29 protein-coding genes and 1 riboswitch are annotated in these 24014 nt (G+C 37.8%); of the genes, 12 read left to right on the forward strand and 17 right to left on the reverse strand.

The annotated features are described in order from the left end of the window. The first annotated feature begins 20 nt into the window (after window positions 1-20). From IQI_RS11830 to IQI_RS11845, 3 genes are all read left to right on the forward strand, one after another. Complete coding sequence (locus IQI_RS11830) at window positions 21-1019, forward strand: NAD(P)/FAD-dependent oxidoreductase (RefSeq protein WP_064092852.1); 999 nt, start codon at window positions 21-23, stop codon at window positions 1017-1019. A 113-nt stretch (window positions 1020-1132) separates the two neighbouring features. Continuing rightward, window positions 1133-1750, forward strand: a complete 618-nt coding sequence (locus IQI_RS11835; RefSeq protein ID WP_064092853.1) for an FMN-binding negative transcriptional regulator — start codon at window positions 1133-1135, stop codon at window positions 1748-1750. Between the two features lie 322 nt (window positions 1751-2072). Next, window positions 2073-2714 (forward strand): SDR family oxidoreductase, encoded by a 642-nt coding sequence (locus IQI_RS11845; protein ID WP_064092855.1) that lies wholly within the window; start codon window positions 2073-2075, stop codon window positions 2712-2714. A gap of 57 nt (window positions 2715-2771) precedes the next feature. Here IQI_RS11845 and IQI_RS11850 read toward each other — a convergent pair whose 3' ends face one another. Continuing rightward, window positions 2772-3134, reverse strand: coding sequence for a HesB/IscA family protein (locus IQI_RS11850; RefSeq protein ID WP_064092856.1), 363 nt, complete (start codon window positions 3132-3134; stop codon window positions 2772-2774). A 236-nt stretch (window positions 3135-3370) separates the two neighbouring features. On the opposite strand from IQI_RS11850, the gene IQI_RS11855 reads away from it, so the two are divergent. After that, window positions 3371-4069, forward strand: coding sequence for a DUF2225 domain-containing protein (locus tag IQI_RS11855; RefSeq protein ID WP_064092857.1), 699 nt, complete (start codon window positions 3371-3373; stop codon window positions 4067-4069). A 26-nt stretch (window positions 4070-4095) separates the two neighbouring features. Here IQI_RS11855 and IQI_RS11860 read toward each other — a convergent pair whose 3' ends face one another. After that, complete coding sequence (locus tag IQI_RS11860) at window positions 4096-4470, reverse strand: VOC family protein (protein ID WP_064092858.1); 375 nt, start codon at window positions 4468-4470, stop codon at window positions 4096-4098. 104 nt (window positions 4471-4574) lie between these two features. After that, a complete protein-coding gene (locus IQI_RS11865) occupies window positions 4575-4811 on the reverse strand; it encodes a YuzB family protein (RefSeq protein WP_064092859.1) in 237 nt (78 codons plus the stop codon). A 323-nt stretch (window positions 4812-5134) separates the two neighbouring features. Here IQI_RS11865 and IQI_RS11870 point away from each other — a divergent pair, with 323 nt between their 5' ends. Further along, window positions 5135-6202, forward strand: a complete 1068-nt coding sequence (locus IQI_RS11870; protein ID WP_064092860.1) for an NAD(P)/FAD-dependent oxidoreductase — start codon at window positions 5135-5137, stop codon at window positions 6200-6202. A 222-nt stretch (window positions 6203-6424) separates the two neighbouring features. Here the strand turns inward: IQI_RS11870 and IQI_RS11875 are convergent, their stop codons facing one another. Beyond that, window positions 6425-6751 carry a YuzD family protein gene (locus IQI_RS11875; protein ID WP_064092861.1) on the reverse strand — a complete coding sequence of 109 codons (327 nt, stop codon included), beginning with the start codon at window positions 6749-6751 and terminating at the stop codon, window positions 6425-6427. A gap of 249 nt (window positions 6752-7000) precedes the next feature. Between IQI_RS11875 and IQI_RS11880 the strand changes: the two genes are divergently transcribed. Continuing rightward, window positions 7001-7237 (forward strand): NifU family protein, encoded by a 237-nt coding sequence (locus IQI_RS11880; RefSeq protein ID WP_064092862.1) that lies wholly within the window; start codon window positions 7001-7003, stop codon window positions 7235-7237. A gap of 63 nt (window positions 7238-7300) precedes the next feature. Here IQI_RS11880 and IQI_RS11885 read toward each other — a convergent pair whose 3' ends face one another. Next, window positions 7301-8263 (reverse strand): 2-hydroxyacid dehydrogenase, encoded by a 963-nt coding sequence (locus tag IQI_RS11885; RefSeq protein ID WP_064092863.1) that lies wholly within the window; start codon window positions 8261-8263, stop codon window positions 7301-7303. A 516-nt stretch (window positions 8264-8779) separates the two neighbouring features. Further along, entirely contained in the window at window positions 8780-9781 is a 1002-nt protein-coding gene (gene yutH / locus IQI_RS11890; RefSeq protein ID WP_064092864.1) for a spore coat putative kinase YutH, read from the reverse strand. 200 nt (window positions 9782-9981) lie between these two features. On the opposite strand from yutH, the gene IQI_RS11895 reads away from it, so the two are divergent. Beyond that, entirely contained in the window at window positions 9982-10482 is a 501-nt protein-coding gene (locus tag IQI_RS11895; RefSeq protein ID WP_064092865.1) for a phosphatidylglycerophosphatase A family protein, read from the forward strand. Between the two features lie 338 nt (window positions 10483-10820). Beyond that, window positions 10821-10934: a sporulation histidine kinase inhibitor Sda gene (gene sda / locus IQI_RS20310; RefSeq protein ID WP_408007420.1), complete on the forward strand. Its 114-nt coding sequence runs from the start codon at window positions 10821-10823 to the stop codon at window positions 10932-10934. Between the two features lie 5 nt (window positions 10935-10939). On the opposite strand, the gene IQI_RS11900 is transcribed toward sda, so the two are convergent. From IQI_RS11900 to IQI_RS11910, 3 genes are all read right to left on the reverse strand, one after another. After that, entirely contained in the window at window positions 10940-11179 is a 240-nt protein-coding gene (locus IQI_RS11900; protein ID WP_064092866.1) for a helix-turn-helix domain-containing protein, read from the reverse strand. Window positions 11180-11734: 555 nt separating this feature from the next. Next, window positions 11735-12499 (reverse strand): TIGR01457 family HAD-type hydrolase, encoded by a 765-nt coding sequence (locus IQI_RS11905; protein ID WP_064092867.1) that lies wholly within the window; start codon window positions 12497-12499, stop codon window positions 11735-11737. Between the two features lie 95 nt (window positions 12500-12594). Beyond that, entirely contained in the window at window positions 12595-13032 is a 438-nt protein-coding gene (locus IQI_RS11910) for a DUF86 domain-containing protein (protein WP_064092868.1), read from the reverse strand. Window positions 13033-13185: 153 nt separating this feature from the next. Here IQI_RS11910 and IQI_RS11915 point away from each other — a divergent pair, with 153 nt between their 5' ends. Both IQI_RS11915 and IQI_RS11920 read left to right on the forward strand, forming a co-directional pair. Continuing rightward, entirely contained in the window at window positions 13186-13455 is a 270-nt protein-coding gene (locus tag IQI_RS11915) for a DUF3055 domain-containing protein (RefSeq protein WP_064092869.1), read from the forward strand. Between the two features lie 90 nt (window positions 13456-13545). After that, window positions 13546-13854, forward strand: coding sequence for a hypothetical protein (locus IQI_RS11920; protein WP_064092870.1), 309 nt, complete (start codon window positions 13546-13548; stop codon window positions 13852-13854). A 68-nt stretch (window positions 13855-13922) separates the two neighbouring features. Here IQI_RS11920 and IQI_RS11925 read toward each other — a convergent pair whose 3' ends face one another. Next, window positions 13923-14198: a YutD family protein gene (locus tag IQI_RS11925; RefSeq protein WP_064092871.1), complete on the reverse strand. Its 276-nt coding sequence runs from the start codon at window positions 14196-14198 to the stop codon at window positions 13923-13925. Window positions 14199-14299: 101 nt separating this feature from the next. Between IQI_RS11925 and IQI_RS11930 the strand changes: the two genes are divergently transcribed. Continuing rightward, the gene (locus IQI_RS11930) at window positions 14300-15022 is read left to right on the forward strand and encodes a YhcN/YlaJ family sporulation lipoprotein (RefSeq protein WP_082892685.1); all 723 of its coding nucleotides are present in this window, start codon (window positions 14300-14302) and stop codon (window positions 15020-15022) included. A 301-nt stretch (window positions 15023-15323) separates the two neighbouring features. Here the strand turns inward: IQI_RS11930 and lipA are convergent, their stop codons facing one another. Next, the gene (lipA, locus tag IQI_RS11935) at window positions 15324-16241 is read right to left on the reverse strand and encodes a lipoyl synthase (protein ID WP_064092873.1); all 918 of its coding nucleotides are present in this window, start codon (window positions 16239-16241) and stop codon (window positions 15324-15326) included. 247 nt (window positions 16242-16488) lie between these two features. Between lipA and IQI_RS11940 the strand changes: the two genes are divergently transcribed. Beyond that, window positions 16489-17469, forward strand: coding sequence for a M23 family metallopeptidase (locus tag IQI_RS11940; protein WP_064093174.1), 981 nt, complete (start codon window positions 16489-16491; stop codon window positions 17467-17469). Between the two features lie 42 nt (window positions 17470-17511). On the opposite strand, the gene IQI_RS20630 is transcribed toward IQI_RS11940, so the two are convergent. From IQI_RS20630 to IQI_RS11965, 6 genes are all read right to left on the reverse strand, one after another. Further along, window positions 17512-17619 carry a methionine/alanine import family NSS transporter small subunit gene (locus IQI_RS20630; protein WP_156509890.1) on the reverse strand — a complete coding sequence of 36 codons (108 nt, stop codon included), beginning with the start codon at window positions 17617-17619 and terminating at the stop codon, window positions 17512-17514. Between the two features lies 1 nt (window position 17620). Next, window positions 17621-19147 (reverse strand): sodium-dependent transporter, encoded by a 1527-nt coding sequence (locus tag IQI_RS11945; protein ID WP_064092874.1) that lies wholly within the window; start codon window positions 19145-19147, stop codon window positions 17621-17623. 430 nt (window positions 19148-19577) lie between these two features. Beyond that, window positions 19578-21137: a Na+/H+ antiporter NhaC family protein gene (locus tag IQI_RS11950; RefSeq protein WP_064092875.1), complete on the reverse strand. Its 1560-nt coding sequence runs from the start codon at window positions 21135-21137 to the stop codon at window positions 19578-19580. Window positions 21138-21255: 118 nt separating this feature from the next. After that, window positions 21256-21439, reverse strand: a riboswitch (Lysine riboswitch). A gap of 80 nt (window positions 21440-21519) precedes the next feature. After that, entirely contained in the window at window positions 21520-22284 is a 765-nt protein-coding gene (gene yunB, locus IQI_RS11955) for a sporulation protein YunB (protein ID WP_064092876.1), read from the reverse strand. 59 nt (window positions 22285-22343) lie between these two features. Then, window positions 22344-23456, reverse strand: a complete 1113-nt coding sequence (locus IQI_RS11960; protein WP_064092877.1) for an HD-GYP domain-containing protein — start codon at window positions 23454-23456, stop codon at window positions 22344-22346. A gap of 248 nt (window positions 23457-23704) precedes the next feature. After that, window positions 23705-24007, reverse strand: a complete 303-nt coding sequence (locus IQI_RS11965) for a YunC family protein (protein WP_064092878.1) — start codon at window positions 24005-24007, stop codon at window positions 23705-23707. Between the last annotated feature and the right edge of the window lie 7 nt (window positions 24008-24014).

Here is a 24014-nt window from a genome sequence, read left to right on the forward strand (position 1 = left end):
ATTTCGTTGGAGGGATCTCGTTGAAGGAAGATCAAAAAGTTTATGATATTACAATCATAGGTGGCGGACCTACTGGGTTGTTTACTGCTTTCTATGGGGGAATGAGAAAAGCTTCAGTTAAGATTATCGAAAGTTTACCCCAACTGGGCGGTCAACTATCGACTCTTTATCCTGAAAAATACATATACGATGTTGCCGGTTTTCCAAAGGTGAAAGCTCAAGATCTTGTTAATAATTTAAAAGAGCAAATGTCAAAATTCGAAACAACTATTTGCCTGGAACAAGCAGTGGAGGGTGTGGAGAAACAAGCTGATGGCTGTTTCAAGCTGACAACTGATAAAGAAGTTCACTATACGAGAACCATCATTATTACAGCTGGTAACGGAGCGTTTCAACCGCGTCGACTGGAGCTGGAAAATGCCTCTCAATTTGAAGGCAAAAACCTTCATTATTTCGTTGATAATTTAGAACACTTTAGAGATAAAAAAGTAGTGATTTGTGGTGGCGGTGACTCTGCTGTCGATTGGGCACTGATGCTGGAGCCTATTGCTGAAAAAGTCTATTTAGTTCATAGACGAGATAAGTTCAGGGCTCATGAACATAGCGTTGAAAACCTTCATAATTCCACTGTTGAGCTTAAAACTCCTTTCGTTCCAGCTGAAATTGTGACGGATGAATCCAAAATCAATCAACTTATTTTGGAAGAGGTTCGAGGGGACGATAAAGAAATTATTGATTTGGATGAGCTAATTGTGAACTTCGGCTTTGTTTCTTCCCTTGGTCCCATTAAAGACTGGGGACTGGAAATCGAAAAAAATTCCATTGTCGTCAACTCTCGTATGGAAACAAATATCGAAGGAATTTACGCTGCGGGAGACATTAGTACGTATGACGGAAAAGTAAAACTCATTGCCAGTGGATTTGGCGAAGCGCCAACGGCTGTTAACAATGCGAAAGCTTATATGGATCCAAAGGCTAGAGTTCAACCGATGCATAGTACATCTATGTTCACAGACTAATCATTATTTTTTCATGGGAGATTCAGGGCTGCGTTCCCTGGATCTTTTTTTATGACTGTTTTCATAAACATTGAATAGGAGTCATTCAAAATCATTGTTAAAGGATGAGAAAAATGTATATACCTAAAGATTTCTCTATGAAAGATAATGAAACTCTCATGAAGTTCATGGAAGAAAACAGCTTTGCTACGATTTTTTCGCAACATAATGGAAGACCTTCGGCAACTCAATTGCCCCTATATCTTGATCGGAAAACAAACTACTTATATGGTCATTTTGCGAAGGGCAATCCACAATGGAAGGATCTAATGGATCAGGAATTACTTGTACTATTTCAAGGGCCCCACGCCTACATTTCCCCCTCATGGTACGAAAGCAACCAAACGGTTCCAACCTGGAACTATGTGTCTGTACAAGTAAAAGGCCAGGCGGAAGTGATTGAAAATGAAATAGAGATCATCCATTCCCTTTCTACCCTTGTATCAAAGTATGAAGGAAAAGATAGCTCCTATTCACTAGATGGTGTTGATGAAAAAACTAAGGATGGGTTACGAAAAGGAATTGTCGCCTTTAAAATAAAAATTGACTCTATCGAAGGAAAAGCAAAGCTAAGTCAAAACCATTCGAAAGAACGGCAAGCATTAGTGATCGAAGAGTTAGAAAAGCAAGATGATGATAACAGTCAAGAAATTGCTTCTCTTATGAAAGAAAACCTGAGAGACGAAAAATAAATTTTTGGTGAAAGGATCCGATTCTATTGTTTATGGGCCGATTAATCTATATTTCAGGGATGGTATTTACTTTTTTTAGTTTCATAGCTATGATCATGATGATTTTCACAGGTGAGATAAGCGTCATGCCTTTTTTCGGATTATTGAACGGAATGATTGCCATGGGAGTTGGAGAAATGGTCATTGATTTGAATTTTCGAAGTAGACAAACGGAAAAAAATAAATAAGTAAGGTGCCCTAAGCCAACTTCATTGTTTAAATTGCCATTGAATGGGTAGACCAATAATAGGTTAAAAAACTCATGAAAAGGATGATGTATTTAATGAATGTTCTTGTAATTGGAGCAAACGGGCATACAGGCCGTCACATAGTAAAAGAACTATCAAGTAGTAGTCAGCACTTTGTCAGAGCCATGATTCGTAAAAACGAGCAAGCAAAAGAAATGGAAGACTTGGGTGCTCGACCGATTGTTGCGGATTTAGAGCAGGATTTCTCCTATGCGTTAGAAAATGTTAACGCCGTTATTTTCGCAGCTGGTAGTGGCGGTGATACGGGAGACGATAAAACACAGGCTGTTGATCTAGAGGGCGCGAAGAAAACCGTTGATTATGCGAAGAAAATGGGTATTGAACGCTTTATTATGTTGAGTTCCATGGGAGCAGACCAACCGTCAAGCGGTCCTGAAGGCTTACAATTTTACCTTAAAGCAAAAGGTGAAGCAGATGCTTACCTAAAGGAAAGCGGATTAAACTATACCATCGTCAGACCTGGTGCCCTCTCTTTTGATGAAGGAACCGGAAAAATCATTGCATCAAGCTCCATCACAGATAAAAGTAGCGACATCCCTCGGGAAGATGTAGCAAAAGTTCTTGTCGAATCCCTCAACACAGAGGAAACCAACCACAAAGTGTTCGAAATATTAAAAGGAAACACTTCAATTTCAGAAGCATTAAAAAGTATTTAATATATTGAAAGAGGGACGGACCTCCAAAAATGGAGGTCCGTCCCTCTTTGCGTTTCTTTAACAATCCTCAGGCGTACCCTTATTCGTCGCCGTTACAAACGATGATCCACACCCGCATGACGCGATGGCGTTCGGATTGTCGATGGTGAATCCGCCGCCCATCATGGATTGTTTATAATCTATTTTTGTGCCATTAAGGATGGCAGCATCATTTTTCGCTACTATGACTTTAATTCCGTGCTGTTCTAAAGTCGTATCTCCTTCTTGAATCTCGTGTTCAAAGCCCATTCCGTAAGAAAGACCACTACAGCCTCCCCCTTTAACCGCTACTCGTAACATGGCGTCTACTTCATCATGTTCCTTCATCATATCTTTCACTTGAAGGGCAGCGGCTTCTGTAAGAATAACAACTTCACTCATTCTCTACACCTCCAACTTATCGTATCTTACTATTCAGTATACTCCTTTCTATTTTACTACTCAACCAATGAAGCTTTGGTGAATAAAGTAAGAAAGATTTACGATAAACAATATTAGTCAACATAAAGTTGGAATCGACTATGTCATATTACTCATATTTTAAACGAAAAGACTAGTCCGTTTTACTCATTTCGCGTTATAATAAATAAAAGAATTCCGTTATAGAGGTGAGGAACATGACGAAAGTATCAGCTTTCTATGATCGAAAAGTTCAATGTATAGCCTGTAAGCATTCGTATACGACGACTAGAATCCGTTCCAGGTTTGTTAAAGTTACTGGATATGACAGCGATTTTTGCCCCTTGTACGATTCTGACGAAGTAAACCCTTTACTTTACAATGTAAACGTTTGTCCTCATTGCGGTTTTTCCTTTACAGATGAATTCACTAAATATATTGTTCCCGTTCTAAAATCAGACCTCGAAGCCAAAATCAGTCAGCATTGGCATCCACAAGACTACGGGAGTAATCGAAATGTGGAGGATGCCATTAAAACATATAAGCTTGCTGCATATTGTGCATTAATTAAAAAAGAAAAAAAAGTCACAATTGCCGGTTTATATCTTCGAACGGCATGGCTTTACCGTAAAATAAAAAATCATGAGCAAGAAAGACGCTTTATTAATCTTGCCACTCACGAATATATCGACTCGTATATAAATGATGATTTCACAGGCTCTTCTATGTCTGAGACGAAGCTTCTATATCTAATTGCAGAACTACTCCGAAGACAGGAAAAATATGATGAAGCGGTAAAATACTTTTCAAGAGTAATTGAAAAACAACATCTTTCTACTGAACCTAAAATCGTCGAAATGGCTAAAGATCGTTGGTTTGAAATGAGAGAAATATATAAGCAGGCAAAAACGATATAAAAGAAAAACTAGAGTTTTTTATAACTCTAGTTTTCTTCATATATTCCAGAACAGTAGGCTTCAAGCTTATTTCCATCACAATCGTAAAATATAAAATGGCTTGGGTGACTTGGATTCTCTTCTACCTTCACCTCATTATCCTTTAATGTCTGGTATAGCACATCCTTGTATGGATGCGAAATCTGCAAAACCGGGTAAGTAGAGTCGTCATCTGTATGACTATTTACTTTCTCGATTAAACAGATTGTACCAAGAGACTCACTACTCCCAAATGAAAACACTACTGTCGTGCCATAGTCCTTATCCACTTTTAACCCAAGAAGTTCTGAATACCATTTTTTTGCCCTTCTCATATCACTTACCATTACATTCGTTTGCATAACACCTTGAAAATAACTCATTGGCCATCAACCTCCTGTACATTATTTTCCTTTAAAGATGGGAAATTCCTGCTGTAAAACGTCAAAAAAATAGAGCAGATCCTAGGATCCGCTCTAAAGTACTATTAAAACATTGGGTTTTCCTCAAGAAATTGATAGATATTTTCCACCAATTCTTCTGGTGTATCTCCTGTTACCACTTCTCCATTCACAAGAGCATAAAGGGATTGGGCACACTTCCCACAATAACCTAAACACCCATACTCAATGACATCGAAATTTGGGTCTCTTTCTAATATTTCAAGCGCCTTTTGCGCACCACTAGCAAGATTACTTATACAAAATTCTATAATAGGTTTCAATTCTATCACCTCACTACTCTTTGTTATGCTACCTTTTTTCGAAAAAATCGTCAATCATTGTGTTTTATCTATTCGTATAACAGATTGTGAACATTTTCCCTTATTTTTATTGTGAAAACGCCATTATTTCGATATACTTTTAATGTTAATAGGTTTACATATGATGAAAACCTTCTAATTATGAATCATATTGAAAATGCTTACTTTTTCAGGACCCTTATGTAACAACATGTCTGTCCTTAAACTTAAGGATAAAGGGACCATTAATTGATATATTAACACACTATTTCGACTATACGTAGAGTGCAAAAGGGGAAATTTTCATGAAACAATTAGTTTTGCTTGGCGGAGGATATGGCAACATGCGTGTTCTTCTTCGCTTATTACCTAATCAATTACCCGATGATGTGTCAATAACACTCATTGACCGCAACCCATATCATTGTCTTAAGACCGAGTATTACGCCCTGGCCGCAGGTACCATTTCAGACCAACATGTAAGGGTATCATTCCCGGAACATTCTCGATTAAACTATGTTTATGGAGATATCTCAGGGATTGATATGAAAAACAAGCTTGTTCACATGAAAGATCAAGATCCCGTTTCCTATGATGACCTGGTGGTTGGATTAGGCTGTGAAGACAAATATCACAATGTGCCAGGTGCTGATGAATTTACTTTTAGTATCCAAACCATTGAACGATCTCGTAGAACTTACCAAACACTGTGTAACCTCCCAGCCGGTTCCATTGTTGGAATAGTTGGAGCCGGCCTAAGCGGCATTGAGCTTGCAAGTGAGCTTCGTGAAAGTCGATCAGATTTAAAAATTAAATTATTCGACCGTGGGCCTCGAATTCTAAATGCTTTCCCAGAGCGCTTAAGTTCTTATGTTCATAGTTGGTTTGATGAAAATGATGTGGACATTGTGAATAGCTCTAACATTACAAAGGTTGAGCCGAATACTCTTCATAATCATGAAGAACAAATTTTCTGTGATGCCATTGTATGGACAGCAGGGATCCAACCTAGTCGTGTAGTGAGAGAGATGGACGTTGAGAAGGACTCCAGTGGGCGCGTCATCCTTACTAAGTATCATAACCTGCCTCAAGACGAAAATGTGTATGTTGTAGGGGATTGCGCAAGCCTGCCTCAAGCTCCTAGTGCTCAATTAGCAGAAGGACAAGCCGAGCAGATTGTTACCGTATTGCTGAAGAGATGGAAGAATGAAGAATTACCTGAAGAATTACCTAAAATTAAACTAAAAGGAATTCTTGGTTCTCTTGGAAAGAAACACGGATTTGGATTAGTAAATGAACGTTCCATAACTGGTCGTGTAGCCAGATTACTAAAGTCCGGTGTATTATGGATGTACCGATACCATAATGGTTGATGAAGCAAAACCACACAAGGTTTCCCTTGTGTGGTTTTTTTGTAGTGTTAGAGATATGTCGAAAATGGAAGAATCGTCTTTATTTTGAAATTTTGGCATGTAAATTTAAAAAATGGCATGCATTTTATTTTTATGGCATGTAAATCAATAAATGGGCACGCATTTCATTTTTGGGGCACTCAAAAATAAAAAAAGCCCTCCAGCATGGAGAAGCTCCCTCAATCAAACCGCTTTATATCCAAATTTCTCTAATTCCGAATAAATCGTCTTCAGTCGTGGGTTGCCTTCCCCTACAACGTTTCCTTCTAGAAGAACAACTGGATAAAACATATCTTCTTCAATCACTTTTGAAGCAAATTGTTTTACATCCTCTTCTTCCGGCGGATTATAAATATCTATATATTTGATAACAAATGGTTGATTTGGATATTTGCGACCAACAGCAGCCTCAAGCCATTCGTATGTTTCTTTAGAAGATGGTAAATTAACGCAACTAGGGCACAGTACCTCGGCACCATAGACGTGTATTTGAACTGGTTTACGCTCCATCATAATCTCCCCTTTATTCCCCTCTTATTTTCATTTTACAAAAAAAACGGAAATGTGGGAACACTTATGTACGAATTAATGTTGGGAATCTCTGCCCATTTATGAGAACAGTCATCAGCTTAGTCTCCACTTATCAACAAAGTTTACGAAAACAGCTTTAAAAAAAAGAAATTCCCAATTGTTTGCAGGTTGATAGATTTTTTAGGAATATGTCATTATAATAGAGAGTAAGGAAAGGAGTAGATAATTATGGCTGATCAAGAAACGGTTGCGTCCGTACAGGAAGTTTTAGATAAATTACGTCCGTTCCTACTTCGCGATGGTGGAGACTGTGAACTAGTAGACGTTGAAGATGGTATCGTAAAGCTTCGCCTTTTAGGTGCTTGCGGAAGCTGTCCAAGTTCGACTATCACGTTAAAAGCAGGTATTGAACGCGCACTTGTTGAAGAGGTTCCAGGTATCGTTGAAGTAGAACAAGTATTTTAATTTATCGCCCAAATCCAAACTGGATTTGGGCTTTTTCATAAGCATTTTTCCGTATGGTTAATCTCATTTCACAGGAGTTTTTGGTGATTCCCCATTTAATACAGCTTCAATATTTTCAACACATAGGCTCATCATGTTAAATCGTGTTTCTTTTGATGAGCTACCGATATGAGGAACTGCCACTACATTCTCCATTGATAAAAGAGGATGCTGGGGATCAATCGGTTCCTCTTGAAATACATCTAATCCAGCTCCTGCAATTTCCCCTGTTTTCAATGCTTCCACTAAAGCTTCTTCGTTTACAATAGGACCACGGGCTGCGTTAATAAGAATGGCTGTATTCTTCATCTTAATAAACTGTTCTCTTTGAAACATTCCTTTTGTATCTTCAGTTAAGGGTGCAAGAATGACAACAAAATCTGAATGAGCAAGAAGGTCATTAAAGGAAGTATAAACTGCTCCAATTCTCTCTTCTGCTTCGTATTTTCTTGATCGATTGTGATAGAGAATATTCATGTTAAATCCTTTTGCTCTTCTTGCCACTCCTTCACCAATACTACCCATTCCCACAATTCCAATTGTTTTATGGTGTATGTCTGTTCCAGCTAACAAAAGGGGGGACCAGCTTTTCCACCGACCTTCTCTAATGTATCGATCCCCTTCAATTAGACGGCGACCCGTCGCCATCAGTAAGCCAAAGGTCAAATCAGCTGTCGTTTCTGTTAATACATCTGGGGTATTACAAACGATAATTCCGAGATTTCCAGCTGCTTTTAGATCAATATTGTCGTACCCTACAGCTAAATTAGCGACGACTTTTAGGGAAGCTGTGCCATATAACAGCTCCTTGTCAACATTGTCTGAAAGCATAGTCAATAAAGCGGAGACATGCTTTGATTTATCTAGAAGTACTTCTCTTGGTACGGGAACATCTTCATATTCCCACATCTCAACCTCATATTGTGACTCCAAGGAACAGATTATCGAATGTGGCAGCTTTCTTGTAATAAAAATGGATGGCTTCATATAATGACCTACCTTTACCTCATAATCCTCCCTATTTTACCATATAGTTTTTTTCATAATGATTGTTGTTTTATCACTTGAGTTGTGCCAATGGCTTTGTCAACAAGTATGTGGTGGATAGTGAGAGAAATTTCTCCCTTTTGCAGCCAACGTTCGGCCTACCCTCCTCAACTTTGCTTCCAAGGTTCCGGCACGCCCGTACTTCCGGAGGAGTCTACGCATTTCCTCTCATGATCTTTAAAACAGAATTCTTCTTCTAGGATATCAATCTCTACTCATTTTAATAAGGTTGGTTGCTAAGGGTTTATAGAAACATGATGGGAAAGTTGATTGGAGCGGAAGCTACTAGACTCAGACTCCTAAGGGAATTGCTGGACAGGTACAGACCCCGCAGGCGTGGAGAGGAGGCTCACTCGCCACCCTGTGGGAAGCGAGCATCATGGAGATAATTTCTTCTCTAAGATAGCCACACACTTTACGAAAAGAACATTAAGAAAAATTCACCTTAGTTCAGTTTTACAGCCATCCAACTAATGGAATGCCCCACTTCTTCACTGGTACTTCTGCTAAATGATAAAAATCAGAAAGGAAGGATTCATAATGCTTAGAGTTTTTTAAATACCGTTCCAGCTTATCTTCAACGGATTTCTTTTTTTGCTCGGAATCAGAAATATAATATTCCTCAATACATTCAAAATAATGGAGAGGGAACAACAACCGAGAATACATTAATCTCCATCCGAAGGGAGAGAGTGGTGAGATGGATTCATATTCCTTGATGAATTCCTGCAGGTCAGGGTGGAAGGTTTGACTCCTCTTAAAATACTTTTCCCTCACCCATTCAGCTATATCCCGACTGCTATGGTCAAATACCCAATGAAATGGAAAATGGATACACACTTCTGTTCCCCAAGTAGACTGCAAAAAACGTTCATGAGAAATGGTCCCTGCATCTTCTGCTTTAGGATCATCATCCAGCTCTGTATCTACTAAATATTGAATGGCATTTTCAGATAACGCAGTGTAATAAGGGTAACTTTCTAGAAACATTCTTTCAAACTCATCAATTGGTTGATCCTGCAATACTTGATAATAGGCTTTTTCTAACTGATTTAATCGTTTCTCCCACAAGTTCTTCCACTGACCCATTCGATTCATTTTCACGACCTTCTCTTCGTAGGTCCGTCCCCTAACATGAAATTTGCTTAGTTTTCTGCCTAGTTTTTTTTCTGGAGGCGATTGAATGGATTCGTTTTTAAGTACTACGTAGTCTTTCTCTTTTTCTACGACGAGAAATCGTCCATTTTTTGATGGGACAAAAGAAGAAACATAGCGATCTCCTTGAGATTTAAGATGCTCCGTTAATTTATAAATCTCAACCAGCGTTTCCTGTTCCACATTTGAAACACCGACAATACTATATAATAATCCCCCGACCATATATCGATCCATCATTCCATCAAAGAACGCCCGCTCAGGATGCAATCCAAAATGATTAATTAATATTTCTCGTGACATAGTGACCTCTCCCATCTAATTTTAAAGTCTAATCTTCCCAAAAAAACCTCTACATGAATATCCACATCCAGAGATGGGCAAAAAAGAGAATAGAAGCTATTATTATGTCTATTTATTAAAGGGAATTCATATGAGTAAAAACAAGGCTTCGTCTAATCGAAATAGGGGTTTTATTAACTATCAAGGAAAAGGTGAAAAGGATGAAGGACAAGAAATCGATGGATTTATTAGAAAAAACAGCACGTCAGTGGTTACTTAACAGAGGAGTGAGCATTGAGGAAATTGCTCAGCTAGTCATGTACCTTCAGCAAAAATATCATCCTGATTTAGAATTAGAAGAATGTGTATATAATGTTGAGCGTGTTTTAACAAAAAGAGAAGTTCAAAATGCTATTTTAACGGGAATTCAACTGGACATTTTAGCTGAAAAGAAGATGTTGGAAGAACCTTTGCAGTCTATCATTGAAGTGGATGAAGGCTTATATGGGGTAGATGAAATCTTAGCTTTCTCGATCGTGAATGTGTATGGATCCATCGGATTTACAAACTATGGTTATATCGATAAACAAAAGCCTGGTGTGTTGGAAAGATTAAATGATAAATCTTCTGGAATGTGTCATACATTTTTAGATGATATCGTGGGAGCGATCGCGGCGGCTGCCTCAAGTCGGTTAGCTCACCGAGCAGAATGTGCTGAATAGAGGATGAAAAAATGAAAATCAGACGCAAATTGCCGTCTGATTTTTCAGTGGTAAAAGCAGTCTCGAAACCACATTTGATATGCTAAAGTGCTGCAATTTCTCATTCAATTATCTTCCAAATAAATCGATAGATCCTTTTTACTAACTTTCTATTGCACAGTATTGAAAAATTATATATAATTACAAATATAGTTGTAATTATTTCCATTATAGTTGTAGGATTGAGTATCATCCAAAAAACACAGTCCACCAATAAAGGCTATCACTCTAATCGTAATACATACCAATCCACGTTTCCAGGGCCATGGAAACAATCGAGGTGAAACTTCATTAAAATATTGAGTGATCAAACCCTTATTGATGCATACAAAAAAGCGAAATTGTTAAATCTTAACCAAGAGTTCATTAAATTAATTGAACAAGAATTAGTAAAAAGAAATATAGTTCAGTAATAACCCTATTGTTTTATTTGTGTGCTCTTTTGTTCTTCATTAGAGGGCATAATATCTGACCAATTGACTTGTAACGAACTAACTATGGCATTTAATTTGTTTAAGGATGGATTAGCTTCTCCCTTTTCAATTAACGAAATATAATTAACCGTCAAACCACATTTTCGACTTAATTCTTGTATTGTTATTTCCTTCGATCTTCTATGGTGTCTAATTTTCTTTCCTACAACTTCTGTAATACTCATTACCTCACTACCCTTTTAAATATTCTTTAGAAATGACGAATGTTGTTGTTTCAATAATCAAGAAACAATGACTTCACTCTTAAAGTTGTTAATTTTCGTAAAGAATAGTTAGAAATTGAAAAGGTATCAATGCTAATAGTCCCCTACTAATCATCTTCATTAGTTGTTTACCCTACTTAAACACACATACACATAAAAATCTAAAATCGTTCAATTAATTTTATTGGGTATCAATTTCAAAAGGATACATTATTGGATTGCTTCAAGACTCAATTCCTTGACCTAATAAATCATTCAAATATATTAATAGGATAAGTTAGTTAAATAGAAGAAAATCTAGTGATTCTCAAGGAGTAATTATTCTTATATTAGAAGAAGGTTTGAATAAATCTATGTGCTTACTCTTAACATAATTAAAATGTATTTTCGTTACTACTTAAACACTAGTTATATTTTACCTATACATACTATAATTGTCTATCATGAATATGTTATAGACACTCTTTTTTCGACTTACAAAAAAGGTGAAGATTGTATAGTCTCCACCTTTTACTATTAAACATCCCATTGATCTAATGAATCAATTGTATAAGTTGGTTGTATTCCTTTTTGACGTAAACCCTCTTTCGTCGTTACTCCTGTATGGACGAGCAACGTATCTAATCCAGCATGAATCCCGGCTAAAATATCCGTATCATAATTGTCTCCAACCATTAACGTATCTTCTTTCGCTACTCCTAATACAGATAATGCTTGTTCCATAATAATCGATTCGGGTTTTCCAATAAATATTGGTTCTGTTTGAGTAGAAACCGTTACAACAGACGTGAGTGAACCGTTTCCAGGTAGCAGTCCTCTTTCTGTTGGAATAGCAATATCCCCATTAGTTGAAATAAATGTAGCACCATTTCTTACTCCTAAACAGGCCAGGGCAAGCTTTTCATAGTTAATATCTCTGTCAATACCCACAACAACAAAATCGGGGTTTTCTTCCTTTAACGTTATCCCTTTCTCTTGAAGGGCAGAGCGAATTCCTTCTTCACCAATGACATAGGCCGTTCCATTGGATTTTTGCTGAGAAATAAATTGAGCCGTTGCCATTGAAGTGGTAAATACCTGTTCCTTTGAGGCTGGAATATCAAAAGATTGAAGCTTTTCAGCAACCTGCTTTGGTGTCCTTGAGGAATTATTCGTTACAAACAGATACGGTAGACCCTTTTCCTGTAAACGGTGAACAAAATCTCCAGCTTCTTCTATCTTTTCCTTCCCTTTATACATCGTTCCATCTAAATCGATTAAATACCCTTTGTATTGTTTCATTATGTACCTCCATTTTTCTTGCTTGTAGTATATCCCATTACTTCATTCCAAATAAAGAAAACGCTTTCCTTAAACCAGAAAGCGTTTTCTTTATTTTAATTTTTAAAAGCAGATACTGGACCAAGTTCATTTTCAAGATAAGCTCGAACACATTGAGGAAACTCCTCTAAAGAGGAGGATATGCTTTTAAGAGTGGTATGTAGTTCATCATGCTTCACAGAAATATATTCTTGTACCAGTCCTTTGCGCTCCTTGACGAGTAGTTTAAGGTCTTTCCCCATTGCATTGTTAATCACATTCTCATCTAAAAGAATATCAATAATATCATCATAGCTCCCTGGATCTCTCATGATAAATCCGTCAATCATGCTATTTCCTACATCAAGTACAGATTCAGTTAGGGTATGAGCTATTCTTTCAAGTGCTAATTTTTCTACAGTAGATTTCCATTGATCATGGCTCTGTAGGATTGTTAATTGGTCACTCATATATACTAATGTTGCTTCAATTTTCTCTCTGTCTACAAAATACATTACTTTCACCTCTTAAAGATCAAAATCATCACTTTTTATTTTAACATAATTGTTTATATTCAAGCTATCAGTAGGAAATCATCCTTCTGTCCTGCATTCCTTGACAGATTTTGTTATGATGGTGAAAGTAATCAATAGAGGAGGACAATCGTGATGACTGAACGATTTTACTTATATGATGATATGGAAAACACGAGAACTCGGTTTGTTAGCTTTATGGGAGAGGAACAACGTTATGATTTAGCCATCGTTCAAACCGATCGTTATTATGGAAAGTCATTAGTATTAGATTTACAAGGCAGCCTCTTTGCCATTATGGGTAGAGATGATTTAGAAGAACCTGGATATGTTGAAAGGGTCTTTAAACTAACAGAAGAGGAAGCGAATGAATTGAGGGAGTTTTTAAGCGAAATCATTCTATAGCTTATATCTCTTGCAGGTATCTTTCCCCTTTTGAACGAATGAAGTATAACTCACTCACACATACTAATTGTATGAAAGGTGGGAGACACATTGAGTAAAGATCCTAACTCAAGGGATAAAGAAGACGAAGCATACAGTGATTTCTCTAACGTAGAAACGTATCAAAACTTTATCGTTCCCGAAACCCTACCAGAAGGGCCGTATGGCAGTCCAAGAGGGAAACATACTCCAGTTGAAAACAAAAGTACTCCATGGGAAAAGGGACAGCGATATTATAGTGCCTTCAACTATGAGAATAAATCTTTGCATCAGGATATTCCACGTCAAGAACCAGGTTCACACCCCGTCCATGCTGATCCTGATCGAAACGAGGAACCTCCTTATACCGAAAACAAATAAACAAGTACCTCTTGTAGAAACCTATACAAAAAGGAACAAACTTTTCATCGTTTGTTCCTTTTTCACCACTATTTATTTATTTTTTTTACCATAAAATAAGCGCAGCCAAAATTACAATACTCATACAGATAATCCTTGTGTGTGCTGATTTTCGTATCAAATGACGCCTTTTGATTATGGTCATCAAAGAAACCCTTTAGTCGCAATTGACCGTATCCCCAATCACCAAGAATATAATCGTATTTGCTTAAAATATCACTGTATCTTTCCTTAAATGCTTCTTCGTTGAATCCCTCTCGATATTCCTCAACAATTTCGTAGCATGTATTCTGTACACAGATCATCGCATCCACCTACTTTCATTTCCTTATCTTAAATTATAACGGATTGCCCATTAATTACTATGAAAATTTACATACAAGTTGGTCACCCTATCAAATAGGGGGTGTTTAAGTTGAACAAATTAATTTTAGGTACGACCATTTTAAGTTTTTCACTAATTGGTGCGGCCTGTAACGGGATCGATACGGCGAATGAAGAACTGTTTCATGATAATGGAAATACCATTAACGTAAATGACCAAGAAGATCTTTACAATAATCCAAGTAAAGATAAAACTCAACGTAGTGAAGATTTCGGTTATGTTCGTCAGCAGAAGAGCCCGATTCAAGGACGTACCATTTCAAATGATAATATGTATAGTATTAACCGTGAACAAGTGGCTGATAGCATTAGTAAAATGAGCGTTGCCCTTCCAAATGTAAAAGATTGTTCTACTCTTGTCACAGACGAAGAAGTGTTAGTTTCATACGTGACAGATAAGAAAGACAAGGACGCACGCTTTGAAGTAGCCGATCAAGTGAAAAAAACAGCTATGTCTGTTGTTCCTCGCTGGTATCACGTGTATGTAACAGATGATAAAAACCTGATGAGGAATGTAGAAAACTTAGCAAAAATGGATAGTGATAGTCGCAACGTAAACACAGCCATTGATGATACCATTAACCTCATGCTCCAAGCATCTCCTCAAGGAAGAAACATAGATGCTGGTGAAAATGCCAACGGCGAAATGACGGACGATAAATATGAAATGCAAGACGACGATGTGCATAAAATCAACAAAGATCGCCAAAAACGTCAAGACAAAACAGGAAATATGATGGACTAAAAAAGAAAAGCGGAGCCCGACTGGTTAGGCCCGACATGCAAAACAGGAAATACCAATAGGCGCTTTTTGCCTTATGGTATTTTTCTGTTGTGACCTCGAGGGACTAGGAGGCGCAGCTAGACAAAGAAAAGCGGAGGCGGTTCACCTTATGACCTCGAGCCTCTAGCTGCCAGAGCTGGACAATCACAAAAGCGGAGCCCGACTGACAAGCTTAACAGTAGAATCCAAGTTTATCTTTCCACTTTTCAAAAAGGACTGACTAAAGAGAGAAAACTCCTTCAAGTCAGTCCTTTTTTAAACATTATGCCTTTTGAACTTCCTGTTCTCCAGCTTCTTGCCTTGCTTTTGCAGCAGCATTGACTTGCTCGTCTGCGTGGTATGAAGAACGTACCAGTGGACCGGCCTCACAGTGACTGAAGCCTTTTTCCATAGCCGCTTCACGTAATTCAGCAAATTCATCTGGATGGTAATACTTTTGAACTTTTAGATGTTTCTTCGATGGTTGTAAGTATTGACCTAATGTCACAATATCTACTTGATGAGCACGAAGGTCATCCATTGTTTCAAGAATTTCCTCTTTTGTCTCACCGAGGCCAACCATGATACTCGATTTTGTTGGAATGTCAGGGTTTAACTCTTTAGCGCGACGTAGGAATTCTAAAGTACGGTCATACGTTGCACGAGCACGAACTCTCGGAGTCAGTCTGCGCACAGTTTCTACATTGTAGTTCATGATGTCAGGTTTAGCATCCATTAATGTTTTGATATTTTCGAATACCCCACCCATATCAGATGGTAAAACTTCAATGGAAGTAAACGGGCTTTTACGACGTATAGCACGCACGGTTTCAGCAAATACTTGTGAACCACCATCTTTAAGATCATCACGTGCAACCGCTGTAATAACTACGTGTTTTAAGTTCATTAATTGAACAGAATCTGCTACACGCTCTGGTTCCTTTAGATCTAATTCATTTGGTAATCCTGTTTTAACAGCACAGAAACGACACGCACGTGTACAGATATCCCCTAGGATCATGAATGTTGCTGTTCTTCTTGTTCCCCAGCATTCGTGAATGTTAGGACAACGTGCCTCTTCACATACGGTGTGAAGATTATTTTCACGCATCATCTTTTTTAAGCCCATATAATTATCGTTCGTATTTAACTTTATTTTAAGCCAATCCGGTTTACGAATATGTTCATCTTTCTTAGTCATACCTCTCATCTCCAATCCTAACTAGTTCTGATTTAGGCAAAGAGTGAAACGCTTTCTTGATCGTTCATTCTATGTAAATAAAGCCATCATCAATATACTTCTTTTGTCACTTTATCATACTAAAAAAATGAAAACAAGCATGTGATACCCTATTACCATTTATTGATGATTATGATTCCTGCAATAAGAAACAAACTAGAAGTAGGTCTCTAAATAAGGAGGGATTATTTTGTACAAACGATTGGTCATGGCCTTTGTGGTGATTTGTTTATTCACTTCTCCTTATCAAACGTTTGCCGAAGAAAAACTGTCTGAGGAACAAATTCACACAAAGAGAATGGAGCTATTCCAAAAAGCTGAAGCCCTCACTCAGATCCCATGGTATTACTTAGCCGCGGTTGATCAATACGAACGTAGTCTCCGCTTTGCTCGTAAGGATCGAGAAAAACCGACTTCTCTTATATCCATTCATATGGATCAGGAAAAATGGGTCGGACCTTTAAATCCGAATTTGGAAGATGAAAACCCTAAGACCATCACTCTTTTTCAAGGAGTGGGAAGGGATGGGGATTATGATGGAAAGGCCAGCCTTAAAAATGATGAAGACATATTAACAGCCTTTACTGATTATGTCTTGACCTATGGAATTGATCGAGATAACTTTAAACTGGCATTATGGAACTATTACAAGCGGGATAAGACTGTAAGTATAATCATGGGGAACGCGAAGATATATAAACAATATGGCACCATTCATCTAAATCAGAAGGCATTCCCTCTTCCACTTCGATTTAATTACAGCTATCGAAACACTTGGGGTGACGCTCGTGGCTGGGGTGGCCGAAGAATTCATGAAGGAACAGATCTCTTTGCAGATTACGGGGTTCCAGTCCGAGCCACTTCCTATGGCATTATCGAAATGAAGGGCTGGAATCGCTATGGAGGCTGGAGAATTGGAATTAGAGACATTAATAACACCTACCATTACTTTGCCCATCTAAGCGGGTTTGCTAAGGACCTTCAAGTTGGTCAAGTAGTTGAACCCGGTATGTTGATAGGGGGAGTAGGTAGTTCTGGTTATGGTCCACCTGGAACATCAGGTAAATTCCCTCCCCATTTACATTATGGAATGTACAAGGATAACGGCTATACAGAATGGTCTTTTGATCCGTATCCACATTTAAGAATGTGGGAACGCCAAGAAAGAATGAAGAGTAGAAAACGTTAAAAGAAGCAGACAATGGTCATACCATCGTCTGCTTCTATACGATTACACTTGTTTTTTAGATTTGGAAACAGCATTTAAGATACTTGCTGCTAATCCACCCCAAATGATTACAATACCAACAATCGCCATTACAATCGCACTACCAGTCATGTTAGCTTACCTCCTTATAGCTTTCAGCATCCGTTTTTGCATGCCAGCGTTTAAAGGTAAAGGCTACACCGGCGATAATTGCGAAGGCTGCAACAAACCACCCACTGTATAGAATAAAGGCATCTGAATAGCCTCCATAGTTACCTGTTTCCGTTTCAAATTCTTTTAAAAGGTTCATTTTGAATAAACCGAACATCATCCAACCTAGAACGATTGGTGTGATAACACCTAAGCATATCTTCCACCAAGATCCAAGTTGAATATCTGAAACACCATTTGCATGTTCTTCAAATGGTTTTAGCTTACGTAAGAACCACGCAATGACAACTACTTCAACTAATCCAACAAAGGCAATACCAAATTGGTTAATGAAATAATCCGCCACATCTAAGAATAATAATCCGCCTTGAGTTGCGAATAAAATAGAGATGACTGCTGATAATCCTCCACCAAATAGAACGGCTTTTGTACGAGTGATACCAAATTTCTCTGATACACCTGCTACATACGTCTCTGTGATTGAAATAAGTGAAGACAACCCAGCTAACACTAGAGACGCAAAGAATAAGAATCCAAATAGACCATTGAGTGCTGGAAATTCGTTAATGATTTGTGGGAATACGACGAATGCAAGCCCCACTCCTCCACTTACAACATCTTGAACTGCTACACCTTGAGATTGAGCCATGAAACCTAATGCAGCAAACACTCCAATACCAGCAAGTAATTCAAAACCTGAGTTACTAAAACCAGTAATAAAGGCATTATTCGTAATATCTGACTTCTTAGGCAGATAACTAGAATACGTAATCATAATCGCAAAAGCGATGGATAAACTGAAGAAAATTTGACCATATGCTGCAACCCAAACACTTGGATCGGCAATTTTACTGAAATCCGGTTTAAAGAATGCATCTAGTCCTTCAAATGCTCCCGGTAATGTTAAAGCACGAACGACAATAATTAAGAATAATACTACTAATGCGGGAATAAATATCTTGTTCGCTACTTCGATTCCTTTCTTTACACCTTTGAATAGAATGCCTAATGTAATGATCCAAACTAATAATAATGGAATAAATACTCCTGGAACGATACTACCTGTTTGACCAGGATTAACAGAAAGCTTTAAATACTCACCGAATAAGAATCCTTCTGTATCAGTACCCCAGCTTAGGTTAAAGGCAAACACACTGTATGACATTGCCCAAGCTATAATGACAGCGTAATAGGTCGATATGACAAAGGAAATAATAACTTGCCACCAACCCAGCCATTCTGTCTTTTTGTTAAGACGGAAATAAGATAAAGGCGCTGAACCACGATACTTATGTCCTAACGTGAATTCTAATACTAATAATGGAATACCTGCGGTTAAAAGAGCAAATAAATAAGGAATAAAGAATGCTCCTCCACCATTTTCATACGCTACAGCTGGAAAACGCCAAATGTTTCCTAAACCGATCGCTGACCCGACCGCAGCTAAAATAAATCCTGCTCGTGTACCAAACTGGGCACGATTCTCCATATGGTTCCCCCCTAGTTCTTTCCAACTACCAATTAAAAGGTAATTGAAATTTTTATATTTTCAGATTATTCACAACCTAAAGTCAGTATAGCTAGTTCTAGGACAATTGTCAAAGCTTTATTTCTTCTTTTCAAAGAGAATTTCAGAGCAAAAATAGTACTATATCACTATAATGGATTTTGTGTCCATGAAAACATTTTTGAAGGGGTATTTTTCGTATCATTTATCCAGGCCCTTACTTACTATTAATTGAAGAAAGGAGTTGTTGATTTACACTCCATGTGATCTCCCCCTCTCCCTCCAGTACACACTTGTTGATAGAGACATTAACATAACTCATATTAAAACAGTGTTTACGAAAACACCCATATTCTAAAAAGCAAAAAAACCAGAAGTGAATGACTCTTTCACTTCTGGTTTTACTATCAATTTATTCTGTAATTGTTTCTTCTTTATTGCCAAATAGGAAAGCATATGCCAGGATTAACACGATTACAACGGCTAATCCAAATAACGTGCTTCCAGTGAAACCAAGAACAAGGTACCCAATCGAAGCAGCAACCGCTCCAATTAACGCGTAAGGCAGCTGTGTGATTACGTGATCGATATGATTACTTCCTGCTCCCGTTGAGGATAGAATCGTTGTATCTGAAATAGGGGAACAATGATCTCCCAGTACAGATCCAGCTAAAACCGCCGCCATAGATGGAAGTAAAATACTCACATCCGTTGCAGCTGCAATTTCTCCTGCGATTGGAAGTAGGATTCCGAAAGATCCCCAAGACGTTCCTGTTGAGAAGGCCATAACTCCAGCTACTAAGAATAAGATGACCGGCAGTGCTCCCATAGGCAGACTGGACTGTTCAACTAAACCTGCTAAGTATGTTCCAGTTTGAAGCTGATCAATCAAAGTAACGATTGTCCATGCAAATATTAAAATATAGACAGCTGGCAGCATTGATTTGATTCCTTCAACTACTGCAACCCCAACTGCTTTTCCTTCAATTCCGTTTAAGATAACTTGGCGTAGGAAGAAGATAAGGGCAACGACAAGACCAAATAATCCACCATATAATAATGATTTTGTAACATCTGTATTTTCAAAAACAGGTAGTAAATTAAATTCACCTACTGCTTGATAACCTGTAAATAGCATCATACCAACCGTTCCAATTACTAGAGCTATAATAGGCCAAGCAAGATCTCCTACTGTCCCTTTTGAACTTACAGGTAAATCGTTCTTCAGTTCACCAGGAATATCTTTTTGAGGATCATATAGATCACCTGTTTTTAAAGCTCGGTCTTCGTGTTCTTTCATTTTACCGAAGTCTAGACCTTTCCACGCTACCATGACAACAAGTAAGATAGCTGCCCATACATATAGGTTCATTGGTATCATTTGAATGAACGCTGAGAATGCTGTGTATTCTGTAATGTTGTGGGCTGCAAGAATTGTTCCAATAATTCCAATAATATATGCTCCCCAACTAGACACGGGAGAAACAACACAAATTGGTGCTGAAGTTGAATCAATAATGTATGCTAATTTTGCACGGGAAATTTTGTGACGATCTGTAATGGGACGAGAAACTTGTCCAACGGCAAGGGCGTTAAAATAATCATCAATAAAAATGATAATACCTAATACGGCCGCTAAAAGCTGTGCACCCTTTCTTGTCTTCACACGTTTCATTGCCCATTCACCGAATGCACGGCTACCGCCTGAAATATTCACAAATGCTGTGATGACACCAAGAATGAGTAAGAAAAAGATAATGTATACATTCCACGTGTTTAAGGCTCCGTCTGAGACAAAAATGCCTTTAAAGGCGTCCCACATAAAGCTAAATGTTTTTGTAATTGAGAAATCTGCTAAAAGAAATGCAGAAGCGACAATTCCAACTCCTAATGAGAGTAGAACCCGTCTTGTGAGAATAACCATAAGAATGGCTAAAAGGGGTGGTAATAATGAGTAAATCGTGTTTTCCATAGTGTCCTCCTCCTATTTGATAGGGGGGAACCATCGTAGCATGACAGAGGATATAATAAAAAAAGGTAAAGATAGAGAATCCTATCATTACCTTTATTAGTAATGTAAGTGCTCCATCACGATCTGTAGCTCCCCATTATAGAGATTTCCCTATAATGACAGTGTTATCCTTATTTAAGATAACCCCAGCAAATATACTTTTGACAAGTTATATTTACTTCGGCAAAAGTTCCCTTTCGTCTGTTTTCTACGTTGTCATCCTCAAACAGCTTACTTTTGAACTCTGCGCCTCTACCCCATCGGACTGATGATGTGGTGTTTTATCAAATTTTCCTTTTCTAATATAACAAACTATCAATCTTTTGACAACTTTTTTATTCGATTAATTAGTAGGAAGCTGAATCGACGTTCCTCCTCCATCCCCACCATTGTTGAAAAATTGTGGAACATCCAGATGAACCGTATCCATTGCCACTAAAATATCTTGAGTGATCGTTTCGGTTTTGGTAGCAAATGGAATAATAATTTGCACATTTACTTCAAGATGTATATACACTTTTACCAGGGCATTATTAATTCCAAAAGGCTCTACCGTATGTTTAATATCTGAACGAACATTTCCGATAGAGTGAAACCGTACAGGAACTCTCGGACCTAAGTTCCCTAGTAATGCATTGTTTGTTGCTTGACCTAACGGGACAGAATATACAATGCCTTTTGACGCTTTCGACTCTTCTTCATCAATTTCTACATCCGTAATAAATTCTAAATTCTCAATATTTCCTTCTTCTGCTTCTCTAAGATTTAATTGTACCAGGTTCGTGATTTCTCCCAGTACCCGATTAATTTTCTGAGTATTAAAGCGAAGCGAAACGACATTCCCTTCTGAATCTTTTACTTCCTCTGTTATTTCTTCTAAATCAAGATTACCAGAAACTTTTTTATTAATGGCTTTGTTGATAACCGTTGTCCCAATTGTACTCGTTTGGGTTTCAGCATAGGATAGCAGCGTTGGTTTTAGCCCTCTATTAATAATCCATAACCCGAAGCCTGTGGATATCATAAAAAAGACAAAGGTGATAATGATGACATATCGAAAAGGTAACGGTCCTCCTCTTCGGGGTTTGTATGTTTTAAAAGTAGACAAGAAAATCCCCCCTTACAAGCTATTCTTATGCAGAGTAAGAGGGGTTTAACGCAAAAATTTTATTTAATTTTAGAAGATTCAGGTTCATAATCTGGATCAAAGCCAGCGATGACCATATCTAATTCTTTACTTAAATTCATTTCATATGGACTGTGAACTTCTTGACCCTGTTCTTCAATAATCCGAATAATCGGTCGGTCCGTTAATCCTTTATTTTGCTCCGTTACAATTCCTTTTTTGCCGTCATTTAATTCGACAACCATTCCAATGGGATAAATGGCGACTGAACGTCTAAATGCTTCAATTACGTTCGTATCAAATAAGGAACCGGCACCTGCATACAATACTTCTAATGCCTGATGAGGAAGCATCGCCTTTCGATACACCCGGTTAGAAGTCATAGCGTCAAAAACATCTGCCACCGCAATTATTTTGGCAAAAGGATGAATATCCTCTCCCCTTAAACCTCTCGGGTATCCAGAACCGTCCAATCTTTCATGATGCTGATAGGCACAATGAGCAACCGTTAAGGAAACCGTATGGAGTTGGCGAAGAATATCGTAGCCATGCTGAGAGTGCTTCTTAATTTCTGCAAATTCTTCTTCAGTTAACTTCCCTGGCTTCAGAAGAATATCTTCAGGGATTAACATTTTACCAACATCATGTAAAATCGCTCCTACACCAAGTTGCTCCAATTGTTTCGTTGAAAGATTTAATTCTAATCCAATTGATAGGGTGTATAACGTTACATTAAATGAGTGATGAAAAATATAAGAGTCATAAGTAAATACATCTGTAAGAATCATTAGAAGATCATGATTTGTCTTTATTTCTTTTAACACAACATCAATCACTTGTTTCAGTTGTTTGGCACCATCTTCAATCATTAATACATTTTGGGGCACTTTCGCTACACTCAATTGATTGAAGGCTTTTTCAATATTCGCAACCGCTTCTTGCCTAACTTTGTTTGAAACCGTCTCCTTCACCTGTATGCCACTCGAAAGGGCGTCTTCAATATAGACATACTGAATATGAAGCTCCTGCAAACGTGAAATCATCCTTTCTGTTACAGGGACTCCATCATGAATTAAAGCTTGGCCTTTCTCATTATATACAGTTGTAGCTAAAACCATTTCTGGCCTTAATGCCCTAGTTGATATAAGCCTCATAGAATTCTCCTATGTAATTCTTTCATTTTCCGACAAAATTTACTAGTATCTCCATTATAATGGAGATACTAGATCTTGCAAGGTCTATTCCTGTACATTTTATTAATTATTCATGAAAGAATATTAATGATTCCATTAATAGTATCATCGGTTGAGAATAAGGAATGTTGAGTAGCTGAGTTAAAACGATTGGCCAAATGCACAATAAAAATCAGAAGCCATTTAAACTGGCTTCTGATTTCGAGAGGTTATACCATTTTCAGCAATGCATCGCGTCCAATCATTCCCAGTGTTATTCCACGATTTTCAGCTTCAACTGTAATAGATTCAAGTGGGGCATCGAGAAGTTGATCAATGGTTTTCACACCTACTGCTCTTCCTGCAATAATACCTCTGTCTTTTAGCTTCTCATTAAGTAAAGCAACATCTAGTGCACCGCACATTATATATCCTTTATCGCTCGTCACTACAAGCAGATTTGTCTTTGGTAGCTGGACGGAAATGGCTAAAAAGGTATGTCCCTTAATCGTAATTGGAGAAAGATTCATCATATCTCAT

Source organism: Rossellomorea aquimaris TF-12, from assembly GCF_001648555.1.
Classification (GTDB): domain Bacteria; phylum Bacillota; class Bacilli; order Bacillales; family Bacillaceae_B; genus Rossellomorea; species Rossellomorea aquimaris.

Bases quoted from the DNA above. Each gene is read 5' to 3' on its own strand.
- IQI_RS11835 (WP_064092853.1), top strand. From the start codon at position 1,133: ATGTATATACCTAAAGATTTCTCTATGAAAGATAATGAAACTCTCATG.
- IQI_RS11845 (WP_064092855.1), top strand. From the start codon at position 2,073: ATGAATGTTCTTGTAATTGGAGCAAACGGGCATACAGGCCGTCACATA.
- IQI_RS11850 (WP_064092856.1), bottom strand. From the start codon at position 3,134: ATGAGTGAAGTTGTTATTCTTACAGAAGCCGCTGCCCTTCAAGTGAAA.
- IQI_RS11855 (WP_064092857.1), top strand. From the start codon at position 3,371: ATGACGAAAGTATCAGCTTTCTATGATCGAAAAGTTCAATGTATAGCC.
- IQI_RS11860 (WP_064092858.1), bottom strand. From the start codon at position 4,470: ATGAGTTATTTTCAAGGTGTTATGCAAACGAATGTAATGGTAAGTGAT.
- IQI_RS11870 (WP_064092860.1), top strand. From the start codon at position 5,135: ATGAAACAATTAGTTTTGCTTGGCGGAGGATATGGCAACATGCGTGTT.
- IQI_RS11875 (WP_064092861.1), bottom strand. From the start codon at position 6,751: ATGGAGCGTAAACCAGTTCAAATACACGTCTATGGTGCCGAGGTACTG.
- IQI_RS11880 (WP_064092862.1), top strand. From the start codon at position 7,001: ATGGCTGATCAAGAAACGGTTGCGTCCGTACAGGAAGTTTTAGATAAA.
- IQI_RS11885 (WP_064092863.1), bottom strand. From the start codon at position 8,263: ATGAAGCCATCCATTTTTATTACAAGAAAGCTGCCACATTCGATAATC.
- yutH (WP_064092864.1), bottom strand. From the start codon at position 9,781: ATGTCACGAGAAATATTAATTAATCATTTTGGATTGCATCCTGAGCGG.
- IQI_RS11895 (WP_064092865.1), top strand. From the start codon at position 9,982: ATGAAGGACAAGAAATCGATGGATTTATTAGAAAAAACAGCACGTCAG.
- IQI_RS11900 (WP_064092866.1), bottom strand. From the start codon at position 11,179: ATGAGTATTACAGAAGTTGTAGGAAAGAAAATTAGACACCATAGAAGA.
- IQI_RS11905 (WP_064092867.1), bottom strand. From the start codon at position 12,499: ATGAAACAATACAAAGGGTATTTAATCGATTTAGATGGAACGATGTAT.
- IQI_RS11910 (WP_064092868.1), bottom strand. From the start codon at position 13,032: ATGTATTTTGTAGACAGAGAGAAAATTGAAGCAACATTAGTATATATG.
- IQI_RS11915 (WP_064092869.1), top strand. From the start codon at position 13,186: ATGACTGAACGATTTTACTTATATGATGATATGGAAAACACGAGAACT.
- IQI_RS11925 (WP_064092871.1), bottom strand. From the start codon at position 14,198: ATGATCTGTGTACAGAATACATGCTACGAAATTGTTGAGGAATATCGA.
- lipA (WP_064092873.1), bottom strand. From the start codon at position 16,241: ATGACTAAGAAAGATGAACATATTCGTAAACCGGATTGGCTTAAAATA.
- IQI_RS11940 (WP_064093174.1), top strand. From the start codon at position 16,489: ATGGCCTTTGTGGTGATTTGTTTATTCACTTCTCCTTATCAAACGTTT.
- IQI_RS20630 (WP_156509890.1), bottom strand. From the start codon at position 17,619: ATGACTGGTAGTGCGATTGTAATGGCGATTGTTGGTATTGTAATCATT.
- IQI_RS11945 (WP_064092874.1), bottom strand. From the start codon at position 19,147: ATGGAGAATCGTGCCCAGTTTGGTACACGAGCAGGATTTATTTTAGCT.
- IQI_RS11950 (WP_064092875.1), bottom strand. From the start codon at position 21,137: ATGGAAAACACGATTTACTCATTATTACCACCCCTTTTAGCCATTCTT.
- IQI_RS11960 (WP_064092877.1), bottom strand. From the start codon at position 23,456: ATGAGGCTTATATCAACTAGGGCATTAAGGCCAGAAATGGTTTTAGCT.
- IQI_RS11965 (WP_064092878.1), bottom strand. From the start codon at position 24,007: ATGATGAATCTTTCTCCAATTACGATTAAGGGACATACCTTTTTAGCC.